24 protein-coding genes are annotated in these 23,736 nt (G+C 70.1%); 16 read left to right on the top strand and 8 right to left on the bottom strand.

The window, feature by feature from the left end:
* Positions 1-65 precede the first annotated feature (65 nt).
* The 4 genes from ACFXGJ_RS16955 (at position 66) to ACFXGJ_RS16940 (ending at position 3,680) form a co-directional block, all read left to right on the top strand.
* A complete protein-coding gene (locus ACFXGJ_RS16955; protein ID WP_378622123.1) occupies positions 66-956 on the top strand; it encodes a TIGR01777 family oxidoreductase in 891 nt (296 codons plus the stop codon).
* A 46-nt stretch (positions 957-1,002) separates the two neighbouring features.
* Positions 1,003-1,782 carry a lipoyl(octanoyl) transferase LipB gene (gene lipB / locus ACFXGJ_RS16950; protein ID WP_378622105.1) on the top strand — a complete coding sequence of 260 codons (780 nt, stop codon included), beginning with the start codon at positions 1,003-1,005 and terminating at the stop codon, positions 1,780-1,782.
* An 88-nt stretch (positions 1,783-1,870) separates the two neighbouring features.
* Positions 1,871-2,884, top strand: coding sequence for a lipoyl synthase (gene lipA, locus ACFXGJ_RS16945; RefSeq protein ID WP_378622102.1), 1,014 nt, complete (start codon positions 1,871-1,873; stop codon positions 2,882-2,884).
* 55 nt (positions 2,885-2,939) lie between these two features.
* A complete protein-coding gene (locus ACFXGJ_RS16940; RefSeq protein WP_378622100.1) occupies positions 2,940-3,680 on the top strand; it encodes a DUF4191 domain-containing protein in 741 nt (246 codons plus the stop codon).
* A 101-nt stretch (positions 3,681-3,781) separates the two neighbouring features.
* On the opposite strand, the gene ACFXGJ_RS16935 is transcribed toward ACFXGJ_RS16940, so the two are convergent.
* Entirely contained in the window at positions 3,782-4,252 is a 471-nt protein-coding gene (locus tag ACFXGJ_RS16935; RefSeq protein ID WP_378622097.1) for an RDD family protein, read from the bottom strand.
* A gap of 191 nt (positions 4,253-4,443) precedes the next feature.
* Between ACFXGJ_RS16935 and glnA the strand changes: the two genes are divergently transcribed.
* Positions 4,444-5,880 carry a type I glutamate--ammonia ligase gene (gene glnA, locus ACFXGJ_RS16930; RefSeq protein WP_378424345.1) on the top strand — a complete coding sequence of 479 codons (1,437 nt, stop codon included), beginning with the start codon at positions 4,444-4,446 and terminating at the stop codon, positions 5,878-5,880.
* Positions 5,881-6,045: 165 nt separating this feature from the next.
* Complete coding sequence (locus tag ACFXGJ_RS16925) at positions 6,046-6,240, top strand: hypothetical protein (protein ID WP_378622095.1); 195 nt, start codon at positions 6,046-6,048, stop codon at positions 6,238-6,240.
* A 27-nt stretch (positions 6,241-6,267) separates the two neighbouring features.
* On the opposite strand, the gene ACFXGJ_RS16920 is transcribed toward ACFXGJ_RS16925, so the two are convergent.
* Entirely contained in the window at positions 6,268-6,579 is a 312-nt protein-coding gene (locus tag ACFXGJ_RS16920; protein WP_378622127.1) for a hypothetical protein, read from the bottom strand.
* On the opposite strand from ACFXGJ_RS16920, the gene ACFXGJ_RS16915 reads away from it, so the two are divergent.
* The 5 genes from ACFXGJ_RS16915 to ACFXGJ_RS16895 all read left to right on the top strand — a co-directional run bounded on the left by ACFXGJ_RS16915 (position 6,461) and on the right by ACFXGJ_RS16895 (position 10,910).
* Positions 6,461-7,000: a DUF3761 domain-containing protein gene (locus ACFXGJ_RS16915; protein WP_378622121.1), complete on the top strand. Its 540-nt coding sequence runs from the start codon at positions 6,461-6,463 to the stop codon at positions 6,998-7,000. The two genes, ACFXGJ_RS16920 and ACFXGJ_RS16915, sit on opposite strands and share 119 nt — an antisense overlap.
* A 233-nt stretch (positions 7,001-7,233) precedes the next feature.
* Positions 7,234-7,887 (top strand): ABC transporter permease, encoded by a 654-nt coding sequence (locus ACFXGJ_RS16910; RefSeq protein ID WP_378622092.1) that lies wholly within the window; start codon positions 7,234-7,236, stop codon positions 7,885-7,887.
* Between the two features lie 59 nt (positions 7,888-7,946).
* Positions 7,947-9,149: an ABC transporter ATP-binding protein gene (locus tag ACFXGJ_RS16905; protein ID WP_378622118.1), complete on the top strand. Its 1,203-nt coding sequence runs from the start codon at positions 7,947-7,949 to the stop codon at positions 9,147-9,149.
* Positions 9,146-9,907: an ABC transporter permease gene (locus tag ACFXGJ_RS16900; RefSeq protein ID WP_378622090.1), complete on the top strand. Its 762-nt coding sequence runs from the start codon at positions 9,146-9,148 to the stop codon at positions 9,905-9,907. The genes ACFXGJ_RS16905 and ACFXGJ_RS16900 overlap by 4 nt, the downstream gene beginning before the upstream one ends.
* Positions 9,908-9,956: 49 nt before the next feature.
* Positions 9,957-10,910 carry a glycine betaine ABC transporter substrate-binding protein gene (locus ACFXGJ_RS16895; RefSeq protein ID WP_378622114.1) on the top strand — a complete coding sequence of 318 codons (954 nt, stop codon included), beginning with the start codon at positions 9,957-9,959 and terminating at the stop codon, positions 10,908-10,910.
* A 30-nt stretch (positions 10,911-10,940) separates the two neighbouring features.
* Here ACFXGJ_RS16895 and ACFXGJ_RS16890 read toward each other — a convergent pair whose 3' ends face one another.
* From ACFXGJ_RS16890 to ACFXGJ_RS16875, 4 genes are all read right to left on the bottom strand, one after another.
* Entirely contained in the window at positions 10,941-11,486 is a 546-nt protein-coding gene (locus ACFXGJ_RS16890) for a C40 family peptidase (protein ID WP_378622087.1), read from the bottom strand.
* A gap of 168 nt (positions 11,487-11,654) precedes the next feature.
* Entirely contained in the window at positions 11,655-14,672 is a 3,018-nt protein-coding gene (locus ACFXGJ_RS16885) for a bifunctional [glutamine synthetase] adenylyltransferase/[glutamine synthetase]-adenylyl-L-tyrosine phosphorylase (RefSeq protein WP_378622084.1), read from the bottom strand.
* A 7-nt stretch (positions 14,673-14,679) separates the two neighbouring features.
* Positions 14,680-16,020 (bottom strand): glutamine synthetase family protein, encoded by a 1,341-nt coding sequence (locus tag ACFXGJ_RS16880; RefSeq protein ID WP_378622081.1) that lies wholly within the window; start codon positions 16,018-16,020, stop codon positions 14,680-14,682.
* 55 nt (positions 16,021-16,075) lie between these two features.
* Positions 16,076-17,659, bottom strand: coding sequence for an alpha/beta hydrolase (locus ACFXGJ_RS16875; RefSeq protein ID WP_378622111.1), 1,584 nt, complete (start codon positions 17,657-17,659; stop codon positions 16,076-16,078).
* Between the two features lie 195 nt (positions 17,660-17,854).
* Between ACFXGJ_RS16875 and panB the strand changes: the two genes are divergently transcribed.
* The 4 genes from panB to ACFXGJ_RS16855 all read left to right on the top strand — a co-directional run bounded on the left by panB (position 17,855) and on the right by ACFXGJ_RS16855 (position 21,156).
* Positions 17,855-18,706 (top strand): 3-methyl-2-oxobutanoate hydroxymethyltransferase, encoded by an 852-nt coding sequence (gene panB, locus ACFXGJ_RS16870; RefSeq protein WP_378622078.1) that lies wholly within the window; start codon positions 17,855-17,857, stop codon positions 18,704-18,706.
* Positions 18,707-18,821: 115 nt separating this feature from the next.
* Complete coding sequence (locus tag ACFXGJ_RS16865; RefSeq protein WP_378622076.1) at positions 18,822-19,259, top strand: hypothetical protein; 438 nt, start codon at positions 18,822-18,824, stop codon at positions 19,257-19,259.
* 5 nt (positions 19,260-19,264) lie between these two features.
* Positions 19,265-20,224, top strand: coding sequence for a prolyl aminopeptidase (gene pip / locus ACFXGJ_RS16860; RefSeq protein WP_378622073.1), 960 nt, complete (start codon positions 19,265-19,267; stop codon positions 20,222-20,224).
* 50 nt (positions 20,225-20,274) lie between these two features.
* On the top strand, positions 20,275-21,156 hold the full coding sequence (locus ACFXGJ_RS16855) for a CHAD domain-containing protein (protein ID WP_378622070.1): 882 nt from the start codon (positions 20,275-20,277) through the stop codon (positions 21,154-21,156).
* Here ACFXGJ_RS16855 and ACFXGJ_RS16850 read toward each other — a convergent pair.
* Entirely contained in the window at positions 21,131-22,552 is a 1,422-nt protein-coding gene (locus ACFXGJ_RS16850) for an RNB domain-containing ribonuclease (protein ID WP_378622108.1), read from the bottom strand. The two genes, ACFXGJ_RS16855 and ACFXGJ_RS16850, sit on opposite strands and share 26 nt — an antisense overlap.
* A 47-nt stretch (positions 22,553-22,599) precedes the next feature.
* Positions 22,600-22,785, bottom strand: a complete 186-nt coding sequence (locus tag ACFXGJ_RS16845; RefSeq protein ID WP_378622068.1) for a hypothetical protein — start codon at positions 22,783-22,785, stop codon at positions 22,600-22,602.
* A gap of 440 nt (positions 22,786-23,225) precedes the next feature.
* Between ACFXGJ_RS16845 and ACFXGJ_RS16840 the strand changes: the two genes are divergently transcribed.
* Positions 23,226-23,714: a DUF2231 domain-containing protein gene (locus ACFXGJ_RS16840; RefSeq protein WP_378622066.1), complete on the top strand. Its 489-nt coding sequence runs from the start codon at positions 23,226-23,228 to the stop codon at positions 23,712-23,714.
* Positions 23,715-23,736 lie beyond the last annotated feature (22 nt).

Raw genomic sequence — 23,736 nt, 5'->3', positions numbered from 1 at the left:
CCATCGGTCACGATGGTGCCCCCGAGGCGTTTCGCCCCGGGATCGACCGAGGAGGCAGCACGATCATGCGAGTGACGGTCGCCGGTTCGTCCGGCCTCATCGGGACGGCCCTCGTCGCCTCGTTGCGCGCCGACGGCCACGAGGTGCGGCGCCTGGTACGCAGGCCCGCCGCGGCCCCCGACGAGTTCACGTGGTCGCCGCCGGACGACGAGATCGACCTGCGCGCGCTCGCGGACGTGGACGCGGTGGTCAACCTGTGCGGGGCGGGCATCGGCGACCGGCGCTGGTCCGGGCCGTACAAGCAGATACTGCGCACGAGCCGGACCGACACCACCCGCGTCGTCGCCGGCGCCGTCGCACGGTCCGGGGTACCGATGCTGGTCAACGCGAGCGCAGTCGGCATCTACGGCGACACCGGCGACCGCGCGGTCGACGAGTCGAGCCCGACCGGCAGCGGATTTCTCGCCGACCTGTGCCGGGACTGGGAGCTCGCCGCCGAGCCTGCGTCCGCAGCGGGCGTCCGCACGGTGCTGCTCCGCAGCGGGACCGTGGTGTCGCCGTACGGCGGACTGCTGGGCAGGTTGCGCCCACTGTTCGGGTTGGGTCTCGGCGGCCGCCTCGGCAGCGGCAGGCAGTACCTGTCCTGGATCTCGCTCGAGGACGAGCTCGAGGCGATCAAGTTCGCGCTGCGCACCGAGTCACTGAACGGACCGGTCAACTCGACCGGCCCGTCGCCCGTCACCAACGCCGCGTTCACCGCGGATCTCGGGCGCGCGCTGCACCGCCCGACCCCGTGGATCGTCCCGCGATTCGCCGTCCGCGCGTTGGTCGGCGAGTTCGCCGACGCGGCGGTGCTGACGGGCCAGCGGGTCCTGCCGACCGTCCTCGAAGGGGCGGGATTCGTCTTCCGCCACAACACGTTCGGCGAGGCGCTCGACGCCGCCCTGTCGCAGTGACCCGCCCCGCACGACGCCGACCGGAGGCGGGCGTAACGTGTCCGGAATGAGCAGCACCACCTCCTCGATCCGACTCGCCACCGACCCACTCGACGTGCGGCACCTCGGCCGGGTCGACTACCTCGAGGCCTGGGACCTGCAGCGCGGCCTCGCCGACGAGCGCGCCGCCGACCGCGGTCGCGACACCCTGTTGCTGCTCGAGCACCCGTCCGTCTACACGGCGGGCCGCCGCACCGCGCCCGAGGACCGGCCGGCCGACGGCACCCCCGTGATCGACGTGGACCGCGGCGGCAAGATCACCTGGCACGGACCCGGCCAGCTGGTGGGCTATCCGATCGTCAAGCTCGCCGAACCGGTCGACGTGGTCAAGTACGTGCGCCGCATCGAGGAGGCCCTGATCTCGGTGTGCGCCGGACTCGGCGTGGACTGCGGGCGCGTCGAGGGACGCTCCGGCGTCTGGCTGCCCGCCTCGCTCACCGACGGGACCTGGCTGCCCGAACGCAAGATCGCCGCGATCGGCGTGCGGGTGCAGCGCGGTGTCGCGTTGCACGGATTCGCGCTCAACTGCGACGCGGCGCTCGACGCCTTCGACGAGATCATTCCGTGCGGAATCACCGACGCCGGCGTCACCTCGCTGACCCGCGAGCTCGGGCGCCGGGTCACCGTCGCGGAGGTGACCCCGGCCGTCGTCACCGCGATCATCGCGGCCTTCGACGGCTCGCTGCCGGTCACCGAGCACGACATCGAGCGGATCACCTTCGACGCCGCTGCCGCGGCCACCCGGCCGGTGACCACACCGGACTTCACCACGCACCGCTTCCGCTGACCGGCACCGCCGAGCACCTCGTTTCGGGTGACCTTCCGGGGCAAACCCCGACGAAACCACCGCTGGCTCCGGGCGTAGCATCGAACGTGTGACTGTGGCCCCAGAAGGACGCAAACTGCTCCGCATCGAGACCCGAAACGCGGAAACCCCGATCGAACGCAAGCCCAACTGGATCAAGACCCGCGCGAAGATGGGCCCGGAGTACACCGAGCTCAAGTCGCTGGTCCGCAGTGAGGGTCTGCACACGGTGTGCGAGGAAGCCGGCTGCCCCAACATCTACGAGTGCTGGGAGGACCGCGAGGCGACCTTCCTGATCGGCGGCGAGCAGTGCACGCGCCGCTGCGACTTCTGCCAGATCGACACCGGCAAGCCCGCCGCCCTCGACCGGGACGAGCCGCGCCGGGTCGCCGAGTCCGTGCAGTCGATGGGGCTGCGCTACTCGACCATCACCGGTGTCGCCCGCGACGACCTGCCCGACGGCGGGGCCTGGCTGTACGCGGAGACCGTGCGCCAGATCCACGAGATGAACCCGGGCACCGGCGTCGAGAACCTGATCCCCGACTTCAACGGCAAGCCCGAGCTGCTGGCCGAGGTGTTCGAGTCCCGACCCGAGGTGCTCGCCCACAACGTCGAGACGGTCCCGCGCATCTTCAAGCGCATCCGGCCCGCGTTCCGATACGAGCGCTCGCTCGGCGTCATCACCGCCGCCCGTGACTTCGGCCTGGTCACCAAGTCGAACCTGATCCTCGGCATGGGCGAGACCCCGGAGGAGATCCGGCAGGCGCTGGTCGACCTGCACGACGCCGGCTGCGACATCGTCACGATCACCCAGTACCTGCGGCCGTCGCCGCGGCACCATCCCGTCGAGCGCTGGGTCAAGCCCGAGGAGTTCGTCGAGCACTCCGCGTTCGCCACCGACCTCGGCTTCGCGGGGGTCATGGCCGGACCACTGGTCCGCTCCTCCTACCGGGCCGGACGGCTGTACGCGCAGGCGATGGCCCATCACGGTCGCGCACTTCCGGAGGGCCAGGCGCACCTCGCCGCGGAGGGCAGTGCCTCCCAGGAGGCGAGTTCGCTGATGGCCCGCCTGGCCGGCGCCTGACCCGAGCGCCGGTCGGGTGCGGTTCGCGTGCGGCACGGGACGTATCCTGTGAGGTATGGCGAACGGCAAGGGCAAGGAATCCAACGAGGCGAAGGCCGCGGCGAAAGCGGCACGCAGGCAGGCATCGAAGGAGCGGCGTAGCCAGCTCTGGCAGGCCTTCCAGATGCAGCGCAAGGAAGACAAGCTGCTGCTGCCGTTGATGATCGGCGCGGTGGTCGGTCTCGCGGTGGTGTTCTTCCTCGTCGGCCTGATCTTCGGAATCGAGTGGTTCCTGCTTCCGGTCGGCATCCTGCTCGGTGTGCTGGCCGCATTCATCATCTTCGGTCGCCGCGTGCAGAAGACCGTCTACGGCAAGGCCGACGGTCAGGCCGGCGCCGCCGCCTGGGCACTGGACAACCTGCAGGGCAGCTGGCGCGTGACCAACGCGATCGCGGGCACCACCCAGCTCGACGCGGTGCACCGCGTGATCGGGCGGCCCGGCGTGATCCTGGTCGCCGAGGGCGCGCCGCAGCGGGTGAAGTCCCTCCTCGCGCAGGAGAAGAAGAAGACCGCGCGACTGGTGGGCGACACCCCGATCTACGACATCGTCGTGGGCAACGAGGAGGGACAGATCCCGCTCTCGCAGCTGCAGAAGTACATGTCGAAGCTGCCGAAGAACATCGACACCAAGCGGATGGACACCATCGAGTCGCGCCTCGCCGCGATCGGCACCCGCGGCGGCCCGGCAATGCCGAAGGGACCGATCCCCGGCGGCGCGAAGATGAAGGGCGTGCAGCGCACGATGCGTCGCCGCTGACCGCGACCTCCGCGTCGCGACCGTCACACGGTGAGGAGAACCTTCGGTCGGTCAGACTGGCCGGGGGTTCCCCTCACCCGTGTCGGGGGATGCTCGGCCGGCTAGCGGGAACGGATCAGCATGGTGCCGGTGGCGCGGTCGTGCATGCCGCGGCCGTCGTGGTCGGTGATCAGCGCCGGCACCACGAACACCAGCAGCACCTGCCGGACCAGCGCCCGGACGAATCCCACCGGGACCGGGCGGTCGACGCGGGCCACTCCGATACCGACCGTGAACTGGCCGGGCGTGAAGGCGAACAGCGACACCGTCGCGACACCGAGCACGAACCACACGATCAGGGCGACGGTGTTGATCAGCCCGCCGGTCCAGTCGCCGCGGACCAGCAGCGAGGCCACGCCCACCGCGATCGCCCAGTCGATCGCGAGCGCCAGCACGCGACGTCCCGCGCCCGCGGCCGCACCGGGGCCGGACTCGGGCAGTCCGAGCTTCTCCCCGCGGTACCGACCCACCTCCTGCTCCTTCGGCAGGGCCGCCGTCGGGCCGGAGAGCCAGGATCCAGTCATACGCGCCATGGGTCCAGGATAGGCGCGCACTCGAGTGCTCACGGCGACGACCTCCCCGGTGTGACGTACGTCGTTTTTCAAGACGTGTAACACTGACGAAACACAGCCTTGATTGTTGGGCAACACCGAGTCCATACCGTCGCCTCGACGAAACCCGCCGCAATCACTACTGGCTGGGACCCAACTGAAGGAGCACAAGCGTGGCGTTCAGCACGGCCGACGAGGTCATCAAGTACATCGCCGACGAAAAAGTCGAGTACGTGGACATCCGGTTCAGTGACCTGCCCGGCGTCCAGCAGCACTTCTCGATCCCGGCCTCCGCGTTCAACAAGGACGTCTTCGAGGACGGCCTCGCGTTCGACGGTTCGTCGGTCCGCGGCTTCCAGTCGATCCACGAGTCCGACATGATGCTGCTGCCGGACGTCTCGACCGCGCGCATCGACCCCTTCCGGCACGCCCGCACGCTGAACATGGACTTCTTCGTCCACGACCCGTTCACCCGTGAGTCCTACAGCCGTGACCCCCGCAACGTCGCCCGCAAGGCGGAGGAGTACCTGGTCAGCACCGGCATCGCCGACACCGCGTACTTCGGCGCCGAGGCCGAGTTCTACATCTTCGACTCGGTCCGCTACGACTCGGGCATGAACGGCGCCTTCTACGAGCTGGACTCGATCTCCGGCTCCTGGAACACCGGCAACGAGGTCAACGCCGACGGCAGCCCGAACCTCGGCTACAAGGTCCGCCCGAAGGGTGGCTACTTCCCCGTCGCCCCGTACGACCACTACGTCGACCTGCGCGACGAGATCTCCACCAACCTGACCAACGCGGGCTTCGAGCTCGAGCGCGGCCACCACGAGGTCGGCACCGGCGGCCAGCAGGAGATCAACTACAAGTTCAACACCCTGCTCGCGGCGGCCGACGACCTGCAGCTGTTCAAGTACATCGTCAAGAACACCTGCTGGCAGAACGGCAAGTCCGCCACCTTCATGCCGAAGCCCCTCTTCGGCGACAACGGCTCGGGCATGCACGTGCACCAGTCGCTGTGGAAGGACGGCAAGCCGCTCTTCCACGACGAGTCCGGTTACGCCGGCCTGTCGGACCTGGCTCGCTGGTACATCGGCGGCATCCTGCACCACGCGCCGTCGCTGCTGGCGTTCACCAACCCGACCATCAACTCGTACCACCGTCTGGTGCCGGGCTACGAGGCCCCGATCAACCTGGTGTACAGCCAGCGCAACCGCTCGGCGGCCGTGCGCATCCCGATCACCGGCAACAACCCGAAGGCCAAGCGCCTCGAGTTCCGCGCGCCGGACTCCTCGGGCAACCCGTACCTGAACTTCGCCGCGCAGATGATGGCCGGCCTGGACGGCATCAAGAACAAGATCGAGCCGATGGCGCCGGTCGACAAGGACCTCTACGAGCTCCCGCCGGAGGAGGCCCGCAACATCCCGCAGGCCCCCACCAGCCTCAACGCGGTGATCGACCGCCTCGAGCAGGATCACGACTACCTCACCGAGGGCGGCGTCTTCACCACCGACCTCATCGAGACCTGGATCTCGATCAAGCGCGAGCAGGAGATCGCCCCGGTCAACCTGCGGCCGCACCCGTACGAGTTCCAGCTGTACTACGACGTGTAAGTCGTACGCCCCACCTGACCTGCTCCGGAGCGGTTGAAACGCCGCCCGGATACGCAGTCAGTACGCAGTAGCTGCAGACGAGTCCATCCGCGCCGCGATCACAACACCGATCGCACTGCGGGTGGACTCGTCTGCGTCCGGCGACGTGTGCAACGCGGTCAGGCAGTGCCTGAGCGGTACCTCGGACAGTCGGGGCTCAGCGACACATTCGGCCGCTTCGTCGACGGCGCATTCGATCGGCACCCATCCAATAGCCAGTCATACGAAACACCCATCGACCTGCGCGGTAGCGCTGTCGTCCATTCGATCGACGCGTCGATCGGCCTGGTAGAACTCTGGGTCGAACCGCAGCAACGCTGAATGGCGCTGCACCGATCGACAGACCTCTCAGCGCATAGGAGTTGCCGTGTCAACGTTCCTCAGCATGGTCGGCCTCGGAGCCATGATCATCGGGCTGTTGGCAGTGATCCGGGGAAGGCTCGCCTGGGCACGCATCTCGAATCGCAAGACCGCGGCCCTGTTCATCGCCGGATCCTTCGGCGTCATGATGATCGGCGGTGCACTCGCGCCCGAGCCGACCGTGCGGGAGGATGTGAGCCCCGTCCGGGTGGTGACGTCTTCGACTACCGCGGCCACCGTCGCGTCAACTACGCGCGTCGCCGCGACGACCACCACGACGTATCCGTCCGCCACAGCCACGTTCGACGCTCCAACCACGACACGGCCCCCAGTCGTTACGACAACCGTTGCGCCGCCCCCAGTTCTGTACACGCCTCCCTCGACGAATGTCGCGGTCGCACCGCTACTCGCGCCTCCCGCCGCACCGATTGACGCTTCGCCCCATATCCAGGTTCAGTCTCCGCCAGGACCGTCCGGGGGCATCGGCGGTGGTGCCAGCGGCCGCGAAGGCACCGGAGGCGCGGGCACCGGAGGCGGCGGTTGGGGCGAGTGCGGTGACGGCTACTACCTCAATACGGCCGGGGACTGCATACACTCCCCCAGCTCAGGCCCCCAAGCTCCGTCAGGTGCGTCTGCGCAGTGCGAGGACGGAACCTACAGCTACAGCAAGTCGCGGCGAGGAACGTGCTCCCACCACGGTGGAGTCGCAGCCTGGTTCTGACCAGGTAGTCAAGCGCGACTGCGTCCGTGCATCCGGAACGCCGGAAAATAGGGGTAACCCTGGCGGACGAGCGCCGACCGGCCAGGTCACCGCCCGCAGCGGCGTCCCAACCCTTCGGTTGGGGCGCCGTTGTCTGTTCGAGACCGACACGCCGCATCCGCCGTTCTTTTGCGCGAACACAGATCTGCGAGCAATGTGATGTTCAAGGGTTGCGCGAACGGGAGGTGGCGCGGGTGGACTTCCAGGCTTGGTGGAACTTCGTGTCCGCGCGCCGCAGCCAGCTGTTCACCGACTCGTATCTCCACGTGAGCGCGGTCGTGCAGTCGATCGTGATCGCGACGATCATCGCCGTCGGCGTCGGCATCCTCGTCTACCGCAGCCCGATAGGCTCAGCCGTCGCCACCGGACTGGCGAGCACCATCCTCACGGTGCCCTCGTTCGCCCTGTTGGGGCTGCTCATCCCGATTCTCGGCCTCGGCGTCCGCCCGACCGTCACCGCACTGGTGCTCTACGGACTGCTGCCGATCATCCGCAACACCATCATCGGCCTCGCCGCGGTGGACCCGGCGATCACCGACGCCGCGCGCGGGGTGGGGATGAATCGCCTTCGCGTGCTCGGACGGATCGAGATGCCGCTGGCCTGGCCGTCCATCCTGGCCGGGATGCGGGTCAGCACCCAGATGCTGATGGGCATCCTGGCAATCGCCGCCTACGCCAAGGGCCCGGGCCTGGGCAACCTGATCTTCTCCGGCCTGTCCCGGGTGGGCAGTCCGACCGCGGTGCCGCAGGCACTGACCGGCACCGTGCTCATCGTCATCCTGGCCCTGATCCTGGACGCGCTCTACGTCCTGCTCGGCCGACTCACCACCTCGAAGGGGATCCGTTGACCGACACCGCATCTCGTCACGACACCGCCTCCCCCGAGGGGTCCGGGCCCAACGGCCACGTGCACGGGGTCGAGATCGTGCTCGAGGACGTGGTCAAGCGCTACCCCGGCCAGGAGGCGGCCGCCGTCGACGGCGTCTCGATGACCATCCCGGCGGGCGAGACGGTGGTGTTCGTCGGGCCGTCCGGCTGCGGCAAGACCACCACCATGCGGATGATCAACCGGCTCATCGAACCCACCTCCGGAAAGATCACCATCGGCGGCCGGGACGCGCTCTCGATCGACCCCGACCACCTGCGCCGCGGGATCGGCTACTCCATCCAGCAGGCCGGCCTGTTCCCACATCTCACGGTCGCCAAGAACGTCGCGACCGTCCCCGGCCTGATCGGGTGGGACCGCAAGCACATCACCGAACGCACCGACGAGATGCTCGACCTGGTCGGCCTCGACCCCGACACCTACCGGGACCGGTACCCGCGGCAGCTGTCCGGCGGCCAGCAGCAGCGGGTCGGGGTGGCCCGCGCGCTCGCGGCGGATCCGCCGGTGCTCCTGATGGACGAGCCATTCGGCGCCGTCGACCCGATCACCCGCGGTCTGCTGCAGGACGAGCTGATGCGACTGCAGTCCGAACTCGGCAAGACGATCGTGTTCGTCACCCACGACTTCAACGAGGCCGTCAAGCTCGGCGACCGAATTGCCGTGCTGGGCAGCCAGTCCCACATCATGCAGTACGACACCCCGGAGGCGATCCTGGCGAATCCCGCCAACGACATGGTCGCCGGGTTCGTCGGGGCCGACGCCTCCCTCAAACAGTTGACCCTCAGCCGGGTCCGGGACGTGCGCCTGCTGCAGTGTCCCACCGCGCCGGAGGACGGCTCGGTCGACGAGTTCCGGCGCGCGCTGCTCGCCCGCAAGCGGCAGTGGGGCCTGATCCTCGACCGCCGCGACCGCCCGGTGCGGTGGGTCTCCCCCGCGCACCTGACGGGTGCGACCTCGTTGCGCGACGTCGGCGATCCGGTCGGCGAGATCGTGTCCGTGCAGTCGACGTTGCAGGACGCGCTCGAGGCCCTGCTCGTCGAGTCCAGCGCCTCGACGGTCGTGACGGGCCTGCGCGGCGAGTACGCCGGACTGATCACCATCGACACCCTCGTCGACGAGCTCCGCGAACTGCGCGAGGAGCACGCGCACGACCACGACGAGGCGGACGACGATCTCGACGCGCCACCCGGCCGTCACCAGGCACCCGAGGACACCGAGCCGTGACCGCGGGCATCGACACCAGTTCCACCGGCCGCGCGGACCGGGTGCGCCTGCTGGCCCAGCCGGCACTGGTGCTGATCCTCGTCGGCGGGGTACTGGGCTGGGCGTTCACCCGCGACCTCTCCGCCACCCAGCAGGCCAGCATCAGCGTGTCCAACCTCGCGCACCTGACCTGGCAGCACGTGCTCATCACCGTCGCGGTGGTGGTGATCGTGCTGGTGTTGTCGGTGCCGCTGGGCACGCTGCTCACCCGTCCCGGGTGGACCCGGCTCGCGCCGCTGTTCGTCGGGATCGCGAACATCGGCGCCGCGGCCCCCGCGATCGGCCTGCTGGTGCTGTTCTACCTCGCCACCCGCACCACCGGGTTCTGGGTCGGGGTGCTGCCGATCGCGTTCTACTCACTGCTTCCGGTGTTGCGCAACACGATTCTGGGATACCAGGAGGTCGATCGCACGCTGATCGACGCGGGCCGGGGGCAGGGCATGTCGGCGTTGACGGTGCTGCGCCGAGTGGAGTTCCCGATGGCGGTGCCGTACATCCTGGCCGGCCTGCGCACCTCCCTGGTGCTCGCGGTCGGCACCGCCACCCTGTGCTTCCTGGTCAGCGCGGGCGGCCTCGGGATCCTGATCGACACCGGATACAAGTTGCGCGACAACGTGACCCTCGTGGTGGGCGCCGTGCTCGCGGTCTCGCTGGCGCTGCTGGTCGACTGGCTCGGCGCGCTGGCCGAGACCTACCTCGGTCCGAAGGGGCTGCGCTGACATGGCCGGACGACGAAGGGTCCTGTGGCGCAAGGCCGCGACGTTCGCGATGGCCGCCGCGACGGCGGTCGCCCTGGCCTCGTGCGGTCTCGAGTCCGGCGGCGCGCTGCCGCTGAAGGTCGGGCCGGGCAGCATCACCCCGGTCGAGGGGCTCGAAGGGGTGCCGATCACGGTCGGCTCCAAGGACTTCACCGAGCAGATCATTCTCGGGTACATCATCGAGTTTGCCCTGTCCGCCGCGGGAGCGGACGTCCGCGACCTCACCAACATCCAGGGGTCCAACAGCACCCGGGACGCCCAACTGCACGGCCAGATCGACGTCACCTACGAGTACACGGGCACCGGGTGGATCAACTACCTCGGCCACGAACACCCGATTCCCGACCCGACCGCCCAGTTCGAGGCGGTCCGCGACGAGGACCTCGCCCGCAACGGCATGGTGTGGACCGATCCGGCGCCGATGAACAACACGTACGCGCTGGCGACCAACCGAGCCACCGCCGAGGCCACCGGGGTGCGCACCCTCTCGGACTACGCGGCCCTGGTCAACCGCGACCCGGCCGCGGCGGCCACGTGCGTGGAGACGGAGTTCAACGTCCGCCAGGACGGGTACCCCGGCATGGCGGCCGCCTACGGATTCGACCCGGCCAAGGCACAGAAGCAGATTCTGCAGACGGGCATCATCTACCAGGCCACCGCCGACGGCAGCCAGTGCAAGTTCGGCGAGGTCTTCACCACCGACGGCCGGATCATCGCGCTGGACCTGGTCCTGCTCGACGACGACCGCTCCTTCTTCCCGAAGTACAACCCCGCGCTGACGATGCGAGCGGACTTCGCGAACGAGCACCCTCAGGTCGCGCAGGTGATGGCGCCGATCTCGGCGGCGTTGACCAACGAGGAGATCACCGAACTGAACCGTCGTGTCGACGTCGACGGGCTCGAGCCCGCCGACGTGGCCAGGCAGTGGCTGGTGGACAAGGGTTTCGTCACCGCCGCGGACTGACCTGGCTCCTCGGGCGTCGTCTCGGCCCGCTCAGTACCGGCGTGCGGCGAAGAACGGCATCGAGTCCAGCGGCGCCCGCTTGACCGGCTGGCCCTCCGTCGGCGCGTGCACGACCATGCCGCCGCCCGCGTACAGCCCGACGTGCTCGGCGCCGTAGAAGAACACCGCGTCACCGGGCTGCAGGTCTGCCTTGGAAACCGGCGCTCCGCCGTTGACCTGGTCGTACGTGACGCGCGGGAGGGAGACCCCGGCCTGCCGGTAGGCCCACTGGACCAGGCCCGAGCAGTCGAACGCGTTCGGGCCGGTGGCTCCCCAGACGTAGGGCGAACCGAGCTTGGTCTGGGCGGCGTCGAGCGCCCGCTGCCCGTGGGACGCGGCGATCGGTGCCCCGGGAGCCCCGGGAACCCCGGGCAGGCCCGGGACGTCGAATGTCCCCACTCCCGGGATCGTGATGGGCTGTGCCAGCGCGGGGGCCGCGGGCAGGGCCACTGCGCCGCCGACGATGGCGGCGCCGACGGCGATCGCACGAACCGATCGACGAAGTCGGTGGGTGTGCGTCAGGGTGTGCTTCGACATCGAGCGGGTCCTCCGAGCGTTTCCCGCCGACGACCAGGTGTCATCGGCTTGCGAAACGAGAGTCCCTGTCGTTGGGCGTCGGGACACGGGCACAAATACCCGGAGACATACCTGTTATCAAATTTGCGCAGAACCCACGTATCGTGATATACGCCGTAAGGAGACCGACTATTGTCCCCCGAAAACCCGCTCGACCACGGCCTTCGCCCGGCGCGTCACCCGCAGGTAGTTGTCGAGGAACTCCCCGGCATCCGCGCTGTTCCAGCCCGCGACCTGCGCGACCGCGGCGAGCACCCGCCCGGGCCCGGGCAGCTGATCGGACGGTTTGCCCCGCACCAGCACAAGCGCGTTGCGGGCCTTCGTCGCCGTCAGCCAGGCCTCGCGGAGCAGTTCGATGTCCGTCTCGCTCATCAGCTCGGCGGCACCGATCGCGTCGAGCGTCTCGAGCGTCGAGGTGTTGTGGAGTGCGGGCACCTCGTCCGCGTGGCGCAGCTGAATCAGCTGGACGGTCCACTCGATGTCGGCCAGTCCGCCGCGTCCGAGCTTGGTGTGGGTGGCCGGGTCGGCGCCGCGCGGCAGGCGCTCGGAGTCCACCCGCGCCTTGATCCGGCGGATCTCGCGGACCGCCTGCTCGGAGACGCCCCCCTCGGGGTAGCGGGTCTCGTCGATCATGCGCAGGAAGCGAAGGCCGAGATCCGGGTCGCCGGCGACGGTGTGCGCGCGCAGCAACGCCTGGACCTCCCAGGCCTGCGCCCACTGCCGGTAGTAGGCCTGGTACGAGGCGAGGGTGCGCACCACCGGCCCGTTCCGACCCTCCGGGCGCAGCCCCGTGTCCACCTCGAGCGGCGGGTCCGTGCTGGGCGCGCCGAGCAGCTTGCGCACCCGGTCGGCGATGGTGTTCGCCCACTTGACCGCCCGCACCTCGTCCTGGCCGGGCAGCGGCTCGCACACGAACAGCACGTCGGCGTCGGAACCGTAGCCGAGTTCGCCGCCGCCGAGCCGTCCCATGCCGATCACCGCGAACGACGCCGGCGCGGGCTCACCCCGCTCGACCTCGCTGGCCCGGATCACCGCGTCCAGGGCCGCACCGAGCACCGCCGCCCACACCGAGGACAACGCCCGGCACACCTGCGGCACGTCGAGCATCCCGAGCACGTCCGCCGAGGCCACCCGCGCGAGCTCGTGCCTGCGCAGCGACCGCGCGGCGCCGACCGCGCGGCCGGGATCGTCGTAGCGCGCGGAGGACGCCAGGATCCCACGTGCCACCTCGTCCGGATCGACATCGAGCAGGCGCGCACCGTTCGGGCCGTCCGCGAACAGCCGCAGCACGTCCGGCGCCTTGATCAACAGGTCCGGGATGTACGCCGAGGACCCGAGCACGATCATCAGCCGCTGCGCCACCGCCCCCTCGTCGCGCAGCACCCGCAGGTACCAGTCCGCGTCGACCATCGCGTCGGACAGTCTGCGGTAGGCCAGCAGTCCGGCGTCGGGATCCGGTGTGTCGCTGAGCCATTCGAGCAGGGTCGGCAGCAGCAGGGCCTGGATGCGCCCCTTGCGCGACGCCCCGCCGGTGAGCGCCTTGAGATGCCCGAGGGCGTTCTCCGGCGCCGTGTACCCGAGGGCCGCGAGCTGCCTCGTCGCCGCGTCCGGGCTCAGCCGGATCGCGTCCTTGTCCAGGCGCGCAACCGATTCCAGCAGCGGACGGTAGAACAGCTTGGCGTGCAGGCGACGGATCCGCAGCGCGTTGCGCTTGATCTCGGCATTGAGCACGCCGAGCGAGTCGGTGCGACCGTCGGGACGCATGTGGGCGGCGCGCGCCAGCCAGCGCAGGCCCTCCTCGTCGTCGGCGGGCGGCAGGGTGTGCGTGCGCTTGAGTTTCTGCAGTTGCAGCCGGTGCTCGATCAGCCGGAGGAACTCGTAGGACGCGGTCAGGTTCGCGGCGTCGTCGCGGCCCACGTACCCGCCCGCGGCCAGCGCGGTCAGCGCGTCGATGGTGCTCTGCACCCGGAGCGACTCGTCGGCGCGGCCGTGCACCAGTTGCAGGAGCTGGACGGCGAACTCGACGTCGCGCAGGCTGCCGCGCCCGAGCTTGATCTCGCGCTCGCGCAGCTCGGCGGGGACCATCTCCTCGACCCGGCGGCGCATGGCCTGCAGGTCGGTGACGAAGTCGTCGCGTTCCGACGCGGTCCACACCAGCGGGTTCAACGCGTCGAAGTACCGCTGCCCGAGTTCGAGGTCGCCGGTTGCCGGTCGCGCCTTGAGCAGCGCCTGGAACTCCCAGGTCTTGGCCCAGCGCTTGTAGTACGCCACGTGCGATTCGAGGGTGCGCACCAGTTCGCCGCGCTTGCCCTCCGGCCGCAGCGCGGCGTCGACGTCGAAGAACGCCGAGGAGCCGATGCGCATCAGTTCGCCCGCGAGCCTGCTGGTGGACGCGTCGGACGGTTCGGCGACGAAGACCACGTCCACGTCGCTGACGTAGTTCAGTTCGCGGGCACCGCATTTGCCCATCGCGATCACCGCGAGCCGGGCCGGGCACTGCTGGTCCGGGTAGATGGTCGCGACCGCGACCGAGAGCGCCGCGGTGAGCGCCGCGTCGGCCAGGTCGGAGAGCTGGTGGCCGACGGTCTGGTACGGCAGTACCGGCTCGTTCTCGACGACGGCGGCCAGGTCCGCGGCCGCCAGCACCATCAGCTGGTCGCGGTACGTCTTGCGCAGCGCGGCCACCGCGGCCGGGCCGGTGATGCCCGCCCGGTAGATCAGATTCGTCGGGGACGCCGAACCGTCGGGGACGGCCTGCACCGACTCGAGCAGTTCGTCGGTGAGCTGCTTGCGGGACGGCAATCCCTTGTCCCCGAGCAACAGTCGCCAGCCGGTCGGGTCCGCCGCGAGGTGGTCGGCGAACGCGCTCGACGCACCGATCACCCCGAGCAGCCGGCCGCGCAGCGTGCTGTCGCCGCGCAGCGCGGCGTCGAGTTCGGCCCAGTCGTCGCCGAGGCCGTCCCGCAGACGGACCAGGGTACGAAGCGCGAGGTCCGCGTTCGCGGCCCGCGACAGCGACCAGAGCAGGTCGACGCTCTCGGTGTTGACCCAGCCGAGCGCGGCCAGTTCCTCGGGCGCGCTCGCCTCGAGCAGGCCCAGGCGACCGACGCTGGGAATGGCAGATCGGGCGGTAGGCGGCTTGACCATCGGCGCTCTACAGACCGAGGTAGGTCTCGAGCTCGAACGGGGTCACCCGGCTGCGATACTCCTCCCACTCCCGCCGCTTGTTGCGCAGGAAGAAGTCGAACACGTGCTCGCCCAGCGCCTCCGCGACCAGCTCGGATCGCTCCATCTCGCGCAGCGCGTCGGCGAGGCTGCCGGGCAGCGACTTGTATCCCATCGCCCGGCGCTCGGCGTCGGTCAGGGCCCACACGTCGTCCTCCGCCTCCGGCGGCAGCTCGTAGCCCTTCTCGATGCCGCGCAGGCCTGCCGCGAGCAGCACCGCGAACGCCAGGTACGGGTTGCAGGCCGAATCTGGGCTGCGAATCTCGACGCGTCGCGAGGACGCCTTGTTCGGGGTGTACATGGGCACCCGGATGAGCGCGGAGCGGTTCGACGGCCCCCAGGACGCGGCGGTCGGCGCCTCGCCACCGTGGACGAGCCGCTTGTAGGAGTTCACCCACTGGTTCGTCACGGCACTGATCTCGCCGGCGTGCTCGAGGATGCCCGCGATGAACGCCTTCCCGGTGTCCGAGAGCTGCATCGGGTCGTCCGGATTGTGGAAGGCGTTGTTCTCGCCCTCGAACAGGCTCATGTGGGTGTGCATCGCCGAGCCGGCCTGATCGCTGAACGGCTTGGGCATGAACGTCGCCCGCACGCCCTCGGCGATCGCGACCTCCTTGACCACGTAGCGGAAGGTCATCACGTTGTCCGCCATCGACAGCGCGTCGGCGTACCGCAGGTCGATCTCCTGCTGTCCGGGCGCGGCCTCGTGGTGGCTGAACTCCACCGAGATGCCCATCGACTCGAGCGCGTCGATCGCGTGCCGACGGAAGTTCGGCGCGGAGTCGTGCACCGCCTGGTCGAAGTAGCCGCCGCTGTCGGCGGGCACCGGCACGCTGCCGTCGTTGGGGCCGTTCTTCAGCAGGAAGAACTCGATCTCGGGGTGCACGTAGCAGCTGAACCCGAGGTCGCTGGCCTTGCTCAGCTGGCGCCGCAGCACGTGCCGCGGGTCGGCCCACGACGGCGTGCCGTCCGGCATCGCGATGTCGCAGAACATCCGCGCCGAGTGCTGCGCGCCGTCCTTGTGCTCCCACGGCAGGATCTGGAAGGTCGACGGGTCCGGCTTGGCGACGGTGTCCGCCTCGGAGACGCGGGAGAAGCCCTCGATCGCCGAACCGTCGAACCCGATGCCCTCGCTGAAGGCGCCCTCGAGCTCCGCCGGGGCGATCGCCACCGACTTGAGGTAGCCGAGCACGTCGGTGAACCACAGTCGGACGAAACGGATGTCGCGTTCTTCGAGGGTCCGAAGCACGAATTCCTTTTGGCGATCCATGTCCGCGAGAGTAGGCAAAGTCCGTTAAATCTGTGTTACATCGTGAAATCGGTTACTAACACGTGAGGTCGGGAGGCGTCGGCGTGAGGTCGACCAGGTACCGGACCACCGGATCGTCGACGCAGGACTCCCCGCTCAGCGCCACGGTGTGCTGGGTGCCCCGATACGTGATCAGCGACGCCCCCAGCTGCTTGGCCAGGTCCACTCCTGCCTGGTACGGCGTCGCCGGGTCCTCGGTGGTGGAGACGACCACGACCTGCGGCAGCCCCGGCGCCTCGACGGTGTGCGGATTGCCGGTGTGCGGCACCGGCCAGAACGCGCACACGTCGAGCGGGGCGCTGCCCGTCCCGCGACCGTCGTCGAGGAACGGCGCCGCCTTCCGGTAGGCGGTGTCCCCCGCCCCTGCCTGGGCCCGGTCCGTGACCGCCGGATCGTCGACACACCGGATCGCGTTGAAGGCGTCGTTGATGTTGCTGTACTTGCCGTCGTCGGCGCGGCCCTCGTACTGGTCGGCCAGCAGCAGCAGGCTGTCGCCGCGACCGTCCGCCAGCGCCGACAGCCCGCTGCGCAACGCGCCCCACAGGTTCGGCGAGTACAGCGCCTGCTGCACGCCGGTGGTCGCGTCCTTGTAGCTCAGGCCGCGTGGATCGGTGGTCGCGGCGGGGTGGTCGACGAGCGGGTCGATCAGGGCCCGGAACTGGGCGTCGGCCCGGCCCGGGTCGGCGCCGAGCGGGCATCGCGATTTCGTCGCACAGTCCGCGGCGAACGCGTCGAACGCCCGCTGGAACCCGCCCGCCTGCAGGACCGTCTCCTGCACCGGATCCTGCTCCGGGTCGATCGCGCCGTCGAGCACCATCGCCCGGACGTTGCGGGGGAAGGTCTCCGCGTAGGCGGACCCGAGCCGGGTCCCGTACGAGAAGCCGACGTAGGTCAGCTTCTCGTCGCCGAGCACCGACCGGATCACGTCCATGTCCCGTACCACCTCGCGGGTACCGACGTGGGCGAGGAACGCCGACCCCGACCGCTGCCCGCACTTGGTGGCGTAGTCGAGGTTCTGCGCCTCGGTCCTCGCGATCCCGGCCGGGCTCATGTCGACGTCCGGCTCGGCCCGGACCGCGTCGGCCTCGGCGTCGGTGAGGCAGCGGACCTGCGGGGTGGAGGCCCCGATGCCGCGCGGGTCGAAGCCGATCACGTCGAATCGGCGACCGATGTCGGTGTCCTCGCCGGTGGTCGCAAGCGACAGTCCCGACGCCCCCGGACCGCCCGGGTTCACCAGCATCGACCCGATCTTGTCGCCGGTCGCGGGGTTGCGGGAGATCGCGATCTGGGCGGTCTCGCCGGTCGGGTTGTCGTAGTCGACGGGGACGCTCACGTGCGCGCACTCGAGCCGGCTCGCGAGCGGGCCCTCGGTCTCGAAGTTCTCGCACGACCCCCACTGCGGCGTCTGCGTGTAGAACTTCTCGAGCCCGGCCGGGACCACCCCCGCACCCGGAGCGAAGTCGCCCGCCGGCCGCTGCTGCGCGGACCCGGTCGGCGCGCCCGTGGCCGACCCGTCGACGGCGCTGCCACAACCGGCGACCAGCGCCACAGCGAGTGCTCCGGTGGCCAGGACGAAGGGCAGTCGGCGGTTCGGCGGCATTGGTCGATGGTGCCACGGGTAGCTGAGGATCCCCTGGGAGCGCTCGTCCACCTGCACCCTGCGGTCGACCGACTTCGAGAGTCCGGGTGTGACCAATTGCACCGCCGGCACCACGGCGCGAAATGGCAGACTGAGCGTGTCATCACCCACAACCCGGGGACCCGCACTGGGCCTCGAGGCACGAAAGGGACACTGATGTCCGACAACACCGCGTCTGTCTACGGTTCCGCGCCCGCTCAGCCGGCCGCCAAGCGAACCAAGATCCGCACCCACCACCTGCAGGCCATGAAGGCCGAGGGCGAGCGCTGGGCAATGCTCACCGCCTACGACTACTCGACCGCCCGGATCTTCGAGGAAGCAGGCATCCCCGTCCTGCTCGTCGGCGACTCGGCCGCGAATGTCGTCTACGGCTACGACACCACCGTGCCGGTCACCATCGACGAGCTGATCCCGCTGGTCCGCGGCGTGGTCCGGGGCGCCCCGAACGCCCTGGTCGTCGCCGACCTGCCGTTCGGAAGCTACGAGTCCTCCCCCGAGCAGGCGCTGGCCACCGCCACCCGGTTCATGAAGGAGGGCCTCGCGCACGCCGTGAAGCTCGAGGGCGGCGAGCGTGTCGCCCCGCAGATCGCCGCGATCACCGCCGCCGGCATCCCGGTCATGGCGCACGTCGGCTTCACCCCGCAGTCCGTCAACAGCCTCGGCGGATTCCGGGTACAGGGCCGCGGCGACGGCGCCGAGCAGCTGGTCGCCGACGCCATCGCCGTCCAGGAGGCGGGTGCGTTCTCCGTCGTCATGGAGATGGTGCCCGCCGAGATCGCCGGTCAGGTCACCCGCAAGCTGACCATCCCGACCGTCGGCATCGGCGCCGGCGTCGAGTGCGACGCGCAGGTGCTGGTCTGGCAGGACATGGCCGGGTACACCAGCGGCAAGACGGCCAAGTTCGTCAAGAAGTTCGCAGCGGTCGGCGACGAGCTGCGCGGGGCGGCCGCGGCTTATGCCGCCGAGGTCCGGGCCGGCACCTTCCCCGCGGAGGAACACAGCTTCTGATCGCGACACTGTCGCACCGCCGTTCCCCGGCCGGATGGCACACTCGAGGAGTGTTCACCCGACCGGGGAACCGTTCCGCCTTCCGCTGATGTCCGCCGACAGACAGGGTGTCCACATGTCCTACCGCCGTTTCGCAATCGCTTTCGTAGGGGCCGCCGCCGTGCTCGCGGTCACTGCCGGATGCGCCAGCGACACCGCGCCCGCCCCGGCACCGAGCGGCAGCGATCACGCGCTGCCCGGGACCACCGGTGCGCCGGCCGCGACCGGAACGGCGGACGTCGAGGGCGTGACCGCCGCGCAGGCGGCCAAGCTGTGCTCGGACATGCAGGCTCAGCTGCAGAACTGGCGGACGTACACCCCGACCATCGGGAAGGGCGGCCTGAACACCGTCGTGGGCACCTGGGCCGCGCAGAACGGCGTCAACATGATCGACCTGATCGCGCACAAGTCACGGATCGACGCCATCACCCAGGCGAACTGCGCCGACGTCCGGCAGGGTGCGCTGTACGCGCTCGAGATCCCCGACCTCGCAGCCGGGTTGATCGGGTTCTGACCGCCGTGCGGGTGCCGTATCCGGCCGTCGAGCCGTACCAGTCCGGACTGCTCGACGTCGGTGACGGCCAGCGGATCCACTGGGAGGTCTGTGGCAATCCCGACGGCAAGCCGGTGGTGTTCCTACACGGCGGGCCCGGCGGCGGAATCCACGAGGAGCACCGCCGGTTCTTCGATCCGGAGGCCTACCGGATCGTGCTGTTCGACCAGCGCGGGTGCGGTCGCTCGACCCCGCACGTCGCGGACGGCGCCGACCTCTCGGTGAACACCACCGGGCACCTGATCCGCGACATCGAGGCGCTGCGTGCACATCTCGGCGTCGAGCGGTGGCAGGTGTTCGGCGGGTCGTGGGGCTCCACGCTGGCGCTGGCGTACGCGCAGGCGCACCCGAGCCGAGTGACCGAGATGGTGCTGCGCGGGGTGTTCCTGCTGCGCCGCAGCGAGATCGACTGGTACTACAACGGCGGCGCCGGCGCGATCTACCCCGACCAGTGGGAGGGCTTCCTCGCGCCGGTCCCGGAGGCCGAACGCGGCGGCGACCTCGTCGAGGCGTATCACCGGCTGCTGCACTCCCCCGACCCCGAGGTCGCGCTGACCGCGGCGGTCGCGTGGTCCGCCTGGGAGGGTGCGACCAGCGCGCTGCTGCCGAAACCCGAACACGTCGAACAGAACTCGCAGTCGCGATTCGCGTTGGCGTTCGCCCGGATCGAGAACCACTACTTCCGCAACCGCGGCTTCCTCGACGAGGGCCAACTGCTGCGTGAGGTCGACGCGATCGCCGAGATCCCGGCGGTGATCGTGCAGGGCCGCTACGACGTGGTGTGCCCGGTCACCAGCGCCTGGGCCCTGCACCGCGCCTGGCCGTCGGCGCGACTGGTGATCGTCGACGACGCCGGCCACGCGGCCAGCGAGCCCGGCATCACCCACCACCTCGTCGAGGCGACCGACGGCTTCCGCGGCCGCTGACCCCGCCCGCGTCCGTGCGGTCGCCCCTCGGGTGCGGTAGACCTGAGGTCATGGGGAACGCACGAAAGCGGGCCGACGCCGACGCCGTGCTGGACTCGGTCCGGCACCACTACGCGCGCATGTCGGCCCTCGCCGACGCGGTGCGACGGGACGAGCCGGACGCCGTCCACCAGATGCGGGTGGCGAGCCGACGGCTGCGCAGCGTCCTCGGCACCTACGACTCGGTGTTCCCGCCCGAGACCACCACCCCGGTTCGGTCCGAACTGCGATGGCTCGGCACCGTTCTCGGCCGCGCACGCGACGAGGAGGTGCTCGCCGACCGCTTCCGCAGCGCGTTGGACGCGCAACCTCCCGAACTGATCCGCGGGCCCGTGCGGCACCGCCTGGTCGACGCGCACCGGGGCGACTACCGGGCCGCCCACGCCGAGGCGGTAGCGGTACTGGACGAGCCGCGCTACCGGGACCTGGTGGCCGCGCTCGGCGGCCTGTGCGCCGAGCCGCGGCCGTCCGGGCAGGGCTCGGTCGCGAAGTCGCTGCGGAAGGCCTACCGGCGCCTCGACAAGGCCGGTCGCGACGCCGGCCTGCGCGGACCCACGGCCCCGGGCGGGCAGGCACCACCGGAACTGGTGCACGCGGTCCGCAAGCGCGCCAAGGCGTTGCGTTACGCGGGCGAGGCCGTCACCGCCAGCCGCCCGAAGGCGGTGCGGGTCGCGTCCGCCGCCGAGAACCTGCAGACCGTGCTCGGCGAGCATCAGGACGCGACGGTCGCGCGGCAACACCTGCTCGCCGCCGCCGATCGGGCCCGCGGCGCCGGCGAGGACACCTTCACCTACGGCTTGCTCACCGCCGCCGAGGCAGCCGACGCGCAGCAGTCGGGTGCGCGGGCGCGCGACGGCCTGCGGGCGGTCAGGAAACGGAAGCGGGACCTGTAGCGGGATAGCCGAACGCGACGATCCGCGCGGTGACGTCGGCCCGCTCGAGCCGCACCGTGACCGACTCCCCCTCCGGGGGGCGGCCGGCGCACTTGGCGATCACCGCGGGCGCGGGCACGAACACCTCGGCGTCGCGTTTGCCGTTGGCCCCGCGCAGGACCACGGCCTCGAACCGCTCGCCCTCGCGCCCGGTCAGGAGGGTCGCCTCGGTCAGGTCCACGCATGCGCGGTCGACCTTGTTCGCCAGCGAGTCCGAGCCCCGCATCACCTCCGGCAGGCCCGGCAAGGCGCCGCGAACCCACTGCGGCACTTCGGTTCCCGCGCAGATCGCGAGACACACCTCGGTGCTGAACCGGTCCGACAGTCGACGCAGCGGGGCGGTGACGTGCGCGTACGGCGCGCCGATCCCGGAATGGTCGACCAACTCCGGGACCTCGCCGTCGAAGGCCGCGTAGTCGGCCCCGCGCAGCAGCGACGTCGCCTCGCTCATCACGACCAGCGTGCTCGGACTGCTCGGCGCGAGTCGGGCCAGCATCGCACCGACCGGCATCGACGCGGGCCAGTCGATGCCCAGGGCACGCACCGTCCCGCGCAGCGTCGCGATCGCGGACTCGGCCGGTCGCGGGAGGGTCCGGAGCAGACCGACTCCGGCGCCGATCATCAAGCGCGCCGCGCACATCCCGGTCAGCAGCGAGACCTCCGCGTTCCAGTCGTCGGCCTCCGTGCGCGGATGCAGTTCCAGCCGGAACCCGTCACCGTCGGAGGCCACCTCCTGCTCGGGCAGCTTGAGCTCGATCGCCCCGCGTTCGAGCGCGGACGCGAGGCGCAGCTTGCCGAATTCGGGCAACGCGGCGATGGACGGGTGCAGGGAACCCGACTCGGAGTCGGCCCGCACACCCGCGTAGTCGAACCGCGCGACCGAGCGAACCAGCGCGCGGGTCACCTCGAACGTCACCGGCTCGGCCCGGTCGTCGAGTTCGATGCGCCACAGCGCCGCCGGACGCGCCTGCCCGGGCAGCAGGCTCGCCGCCCCCTCCGACAGCACGCGCGGGTGCAGCGGCAGCGAATCGTCGGGCAGGTAGAAGGTCTGGCCGCGGCGTCGGGTCTCGCGGTCGAGATGTCCGTCGGGTACGACCACCGCGGCGACGTCGGCGATCGCGTAGTGCAGCACGAAGCCGGTCGCGGTGCGCTCGAGGAGCAGCGCCTGGTCGAGGTCCATCGACGTGGGAGGGTCGATGGTCACGAGCGCGAGGTCGGTGCGGTCGGCCCGCGCGTGGGCGTACCGGTCGGTGGCCGCCTCGGCCTCGGCCAACGCCCCGGCCGGGAAGTCTCCGGTCAGCGAGAAGTCGGACCGGATCGCACCGAAATCGATTCCGCGAGCGGAGATACGAGTCATCACAGGTGGAGCCTAGGGGGGCGGGCGCCGTCGCCGGCGGTGTCCGGTCAGTCGTTCCATTCGTCGTCGGACTTGTCCGCCGCCTTGTTGCGTTCGGCGGCGATCTCGAGCGCGCGGGCGGCGGTGGCCCGGTCCGGATACGGACCCATCCGGTCGACGCCGCGGGCTTCCTTGCCCTGCCGGACGGAGCCGTCGGAGATGCAGTAGAACCAGAGGTGGTCGTCGTCGGTCATGGGTTTCAGTGTGCCCGTCTGCGAGCCGCCGGGCTATTCGAATCGACACGGCGAAATCAATTCTGGGACTTCTCTTGAGGACTGCTGACAACCGTGAGACTCTTACCCGGCAGCGAGCCACGGTCAGCCGAATTCGGCCCCGTGGCTATCGCCGTTTCCGGATTCGCTGTCGCACCAACTCTGCACGAAGGAGAACCCCCCGCATGGCCCCCATGTCCTACCTTCTCTACGACGCACTGCTTCCGCACCTCGGCGACGAGGCCGCCAAGCACTGGGCGACCGTTCTGGTGATCAATCCGGTCGGTCCCGGGGAGTAAGCGACCCCACGTAGTTGCGTCGATGCCCCCGTCCGGTTCGGACGGGGGCATTTTCGTGTGGCGACCGCGTCGGAGGTCCGGTTTCACAGTCGCCTCACAGCGCGCGGTCGGACAATGACCTCCATGTCGACAATCAACGGTCTGCCCGTTCACGTCCTGCTCGTTCACTTCGTGGTGGTGCTCGCGCCGCTGACCGCGGTGTTGCTGATCCTGTGCAGTGTGTGGCCGGCCGCTCGCCGCCGGCTCGTGTGGCCGACGCTGGTGCTCGCCGCAGTGACGACGGTCCTGACGCCGATCACCACCGAGGCCGGCGAGTGGCTCGAGCGGCACGTCGACCGGACCGCGGCGGTGCACACGCACACCGAACTGGGCGCCACGATGATCTACTTCTCGATCGGCCTACTCGCGGCCTCGGTGGTGATTGCGGTCGTGCACTACCGCGAGGTGCGGTCGCGCCCGGTCGGGCGCGCGATGACCGCGGTGATGGTGGCGGTCGCGCTGCTCGCCGGGGTCGCGACGATCGCGCAGGTCTACCGCATCGGGGAGTCGGGCTCACGGGCCGTGTGGGGCGATCAGATCAGCGCGACGGCGGCGACCGGCAACTCCCGGTAGCGGCCCGCGGACGCGTCCGCCC

The sequence above is a fragment of the Rhodococcus sp. NPDC059234 genome (assembly GCF_042754225.1).
Lineage (GTDB): Bacteria > Actinomycetota > Actinomycetes > Mycobacteriales > Mycobacteriaceae > Rhodococcus_G.
Note: the sequence above shows the minus strand (reverse complement) of the source record. Positions and strands in the feature narration are given on the sequence as shown.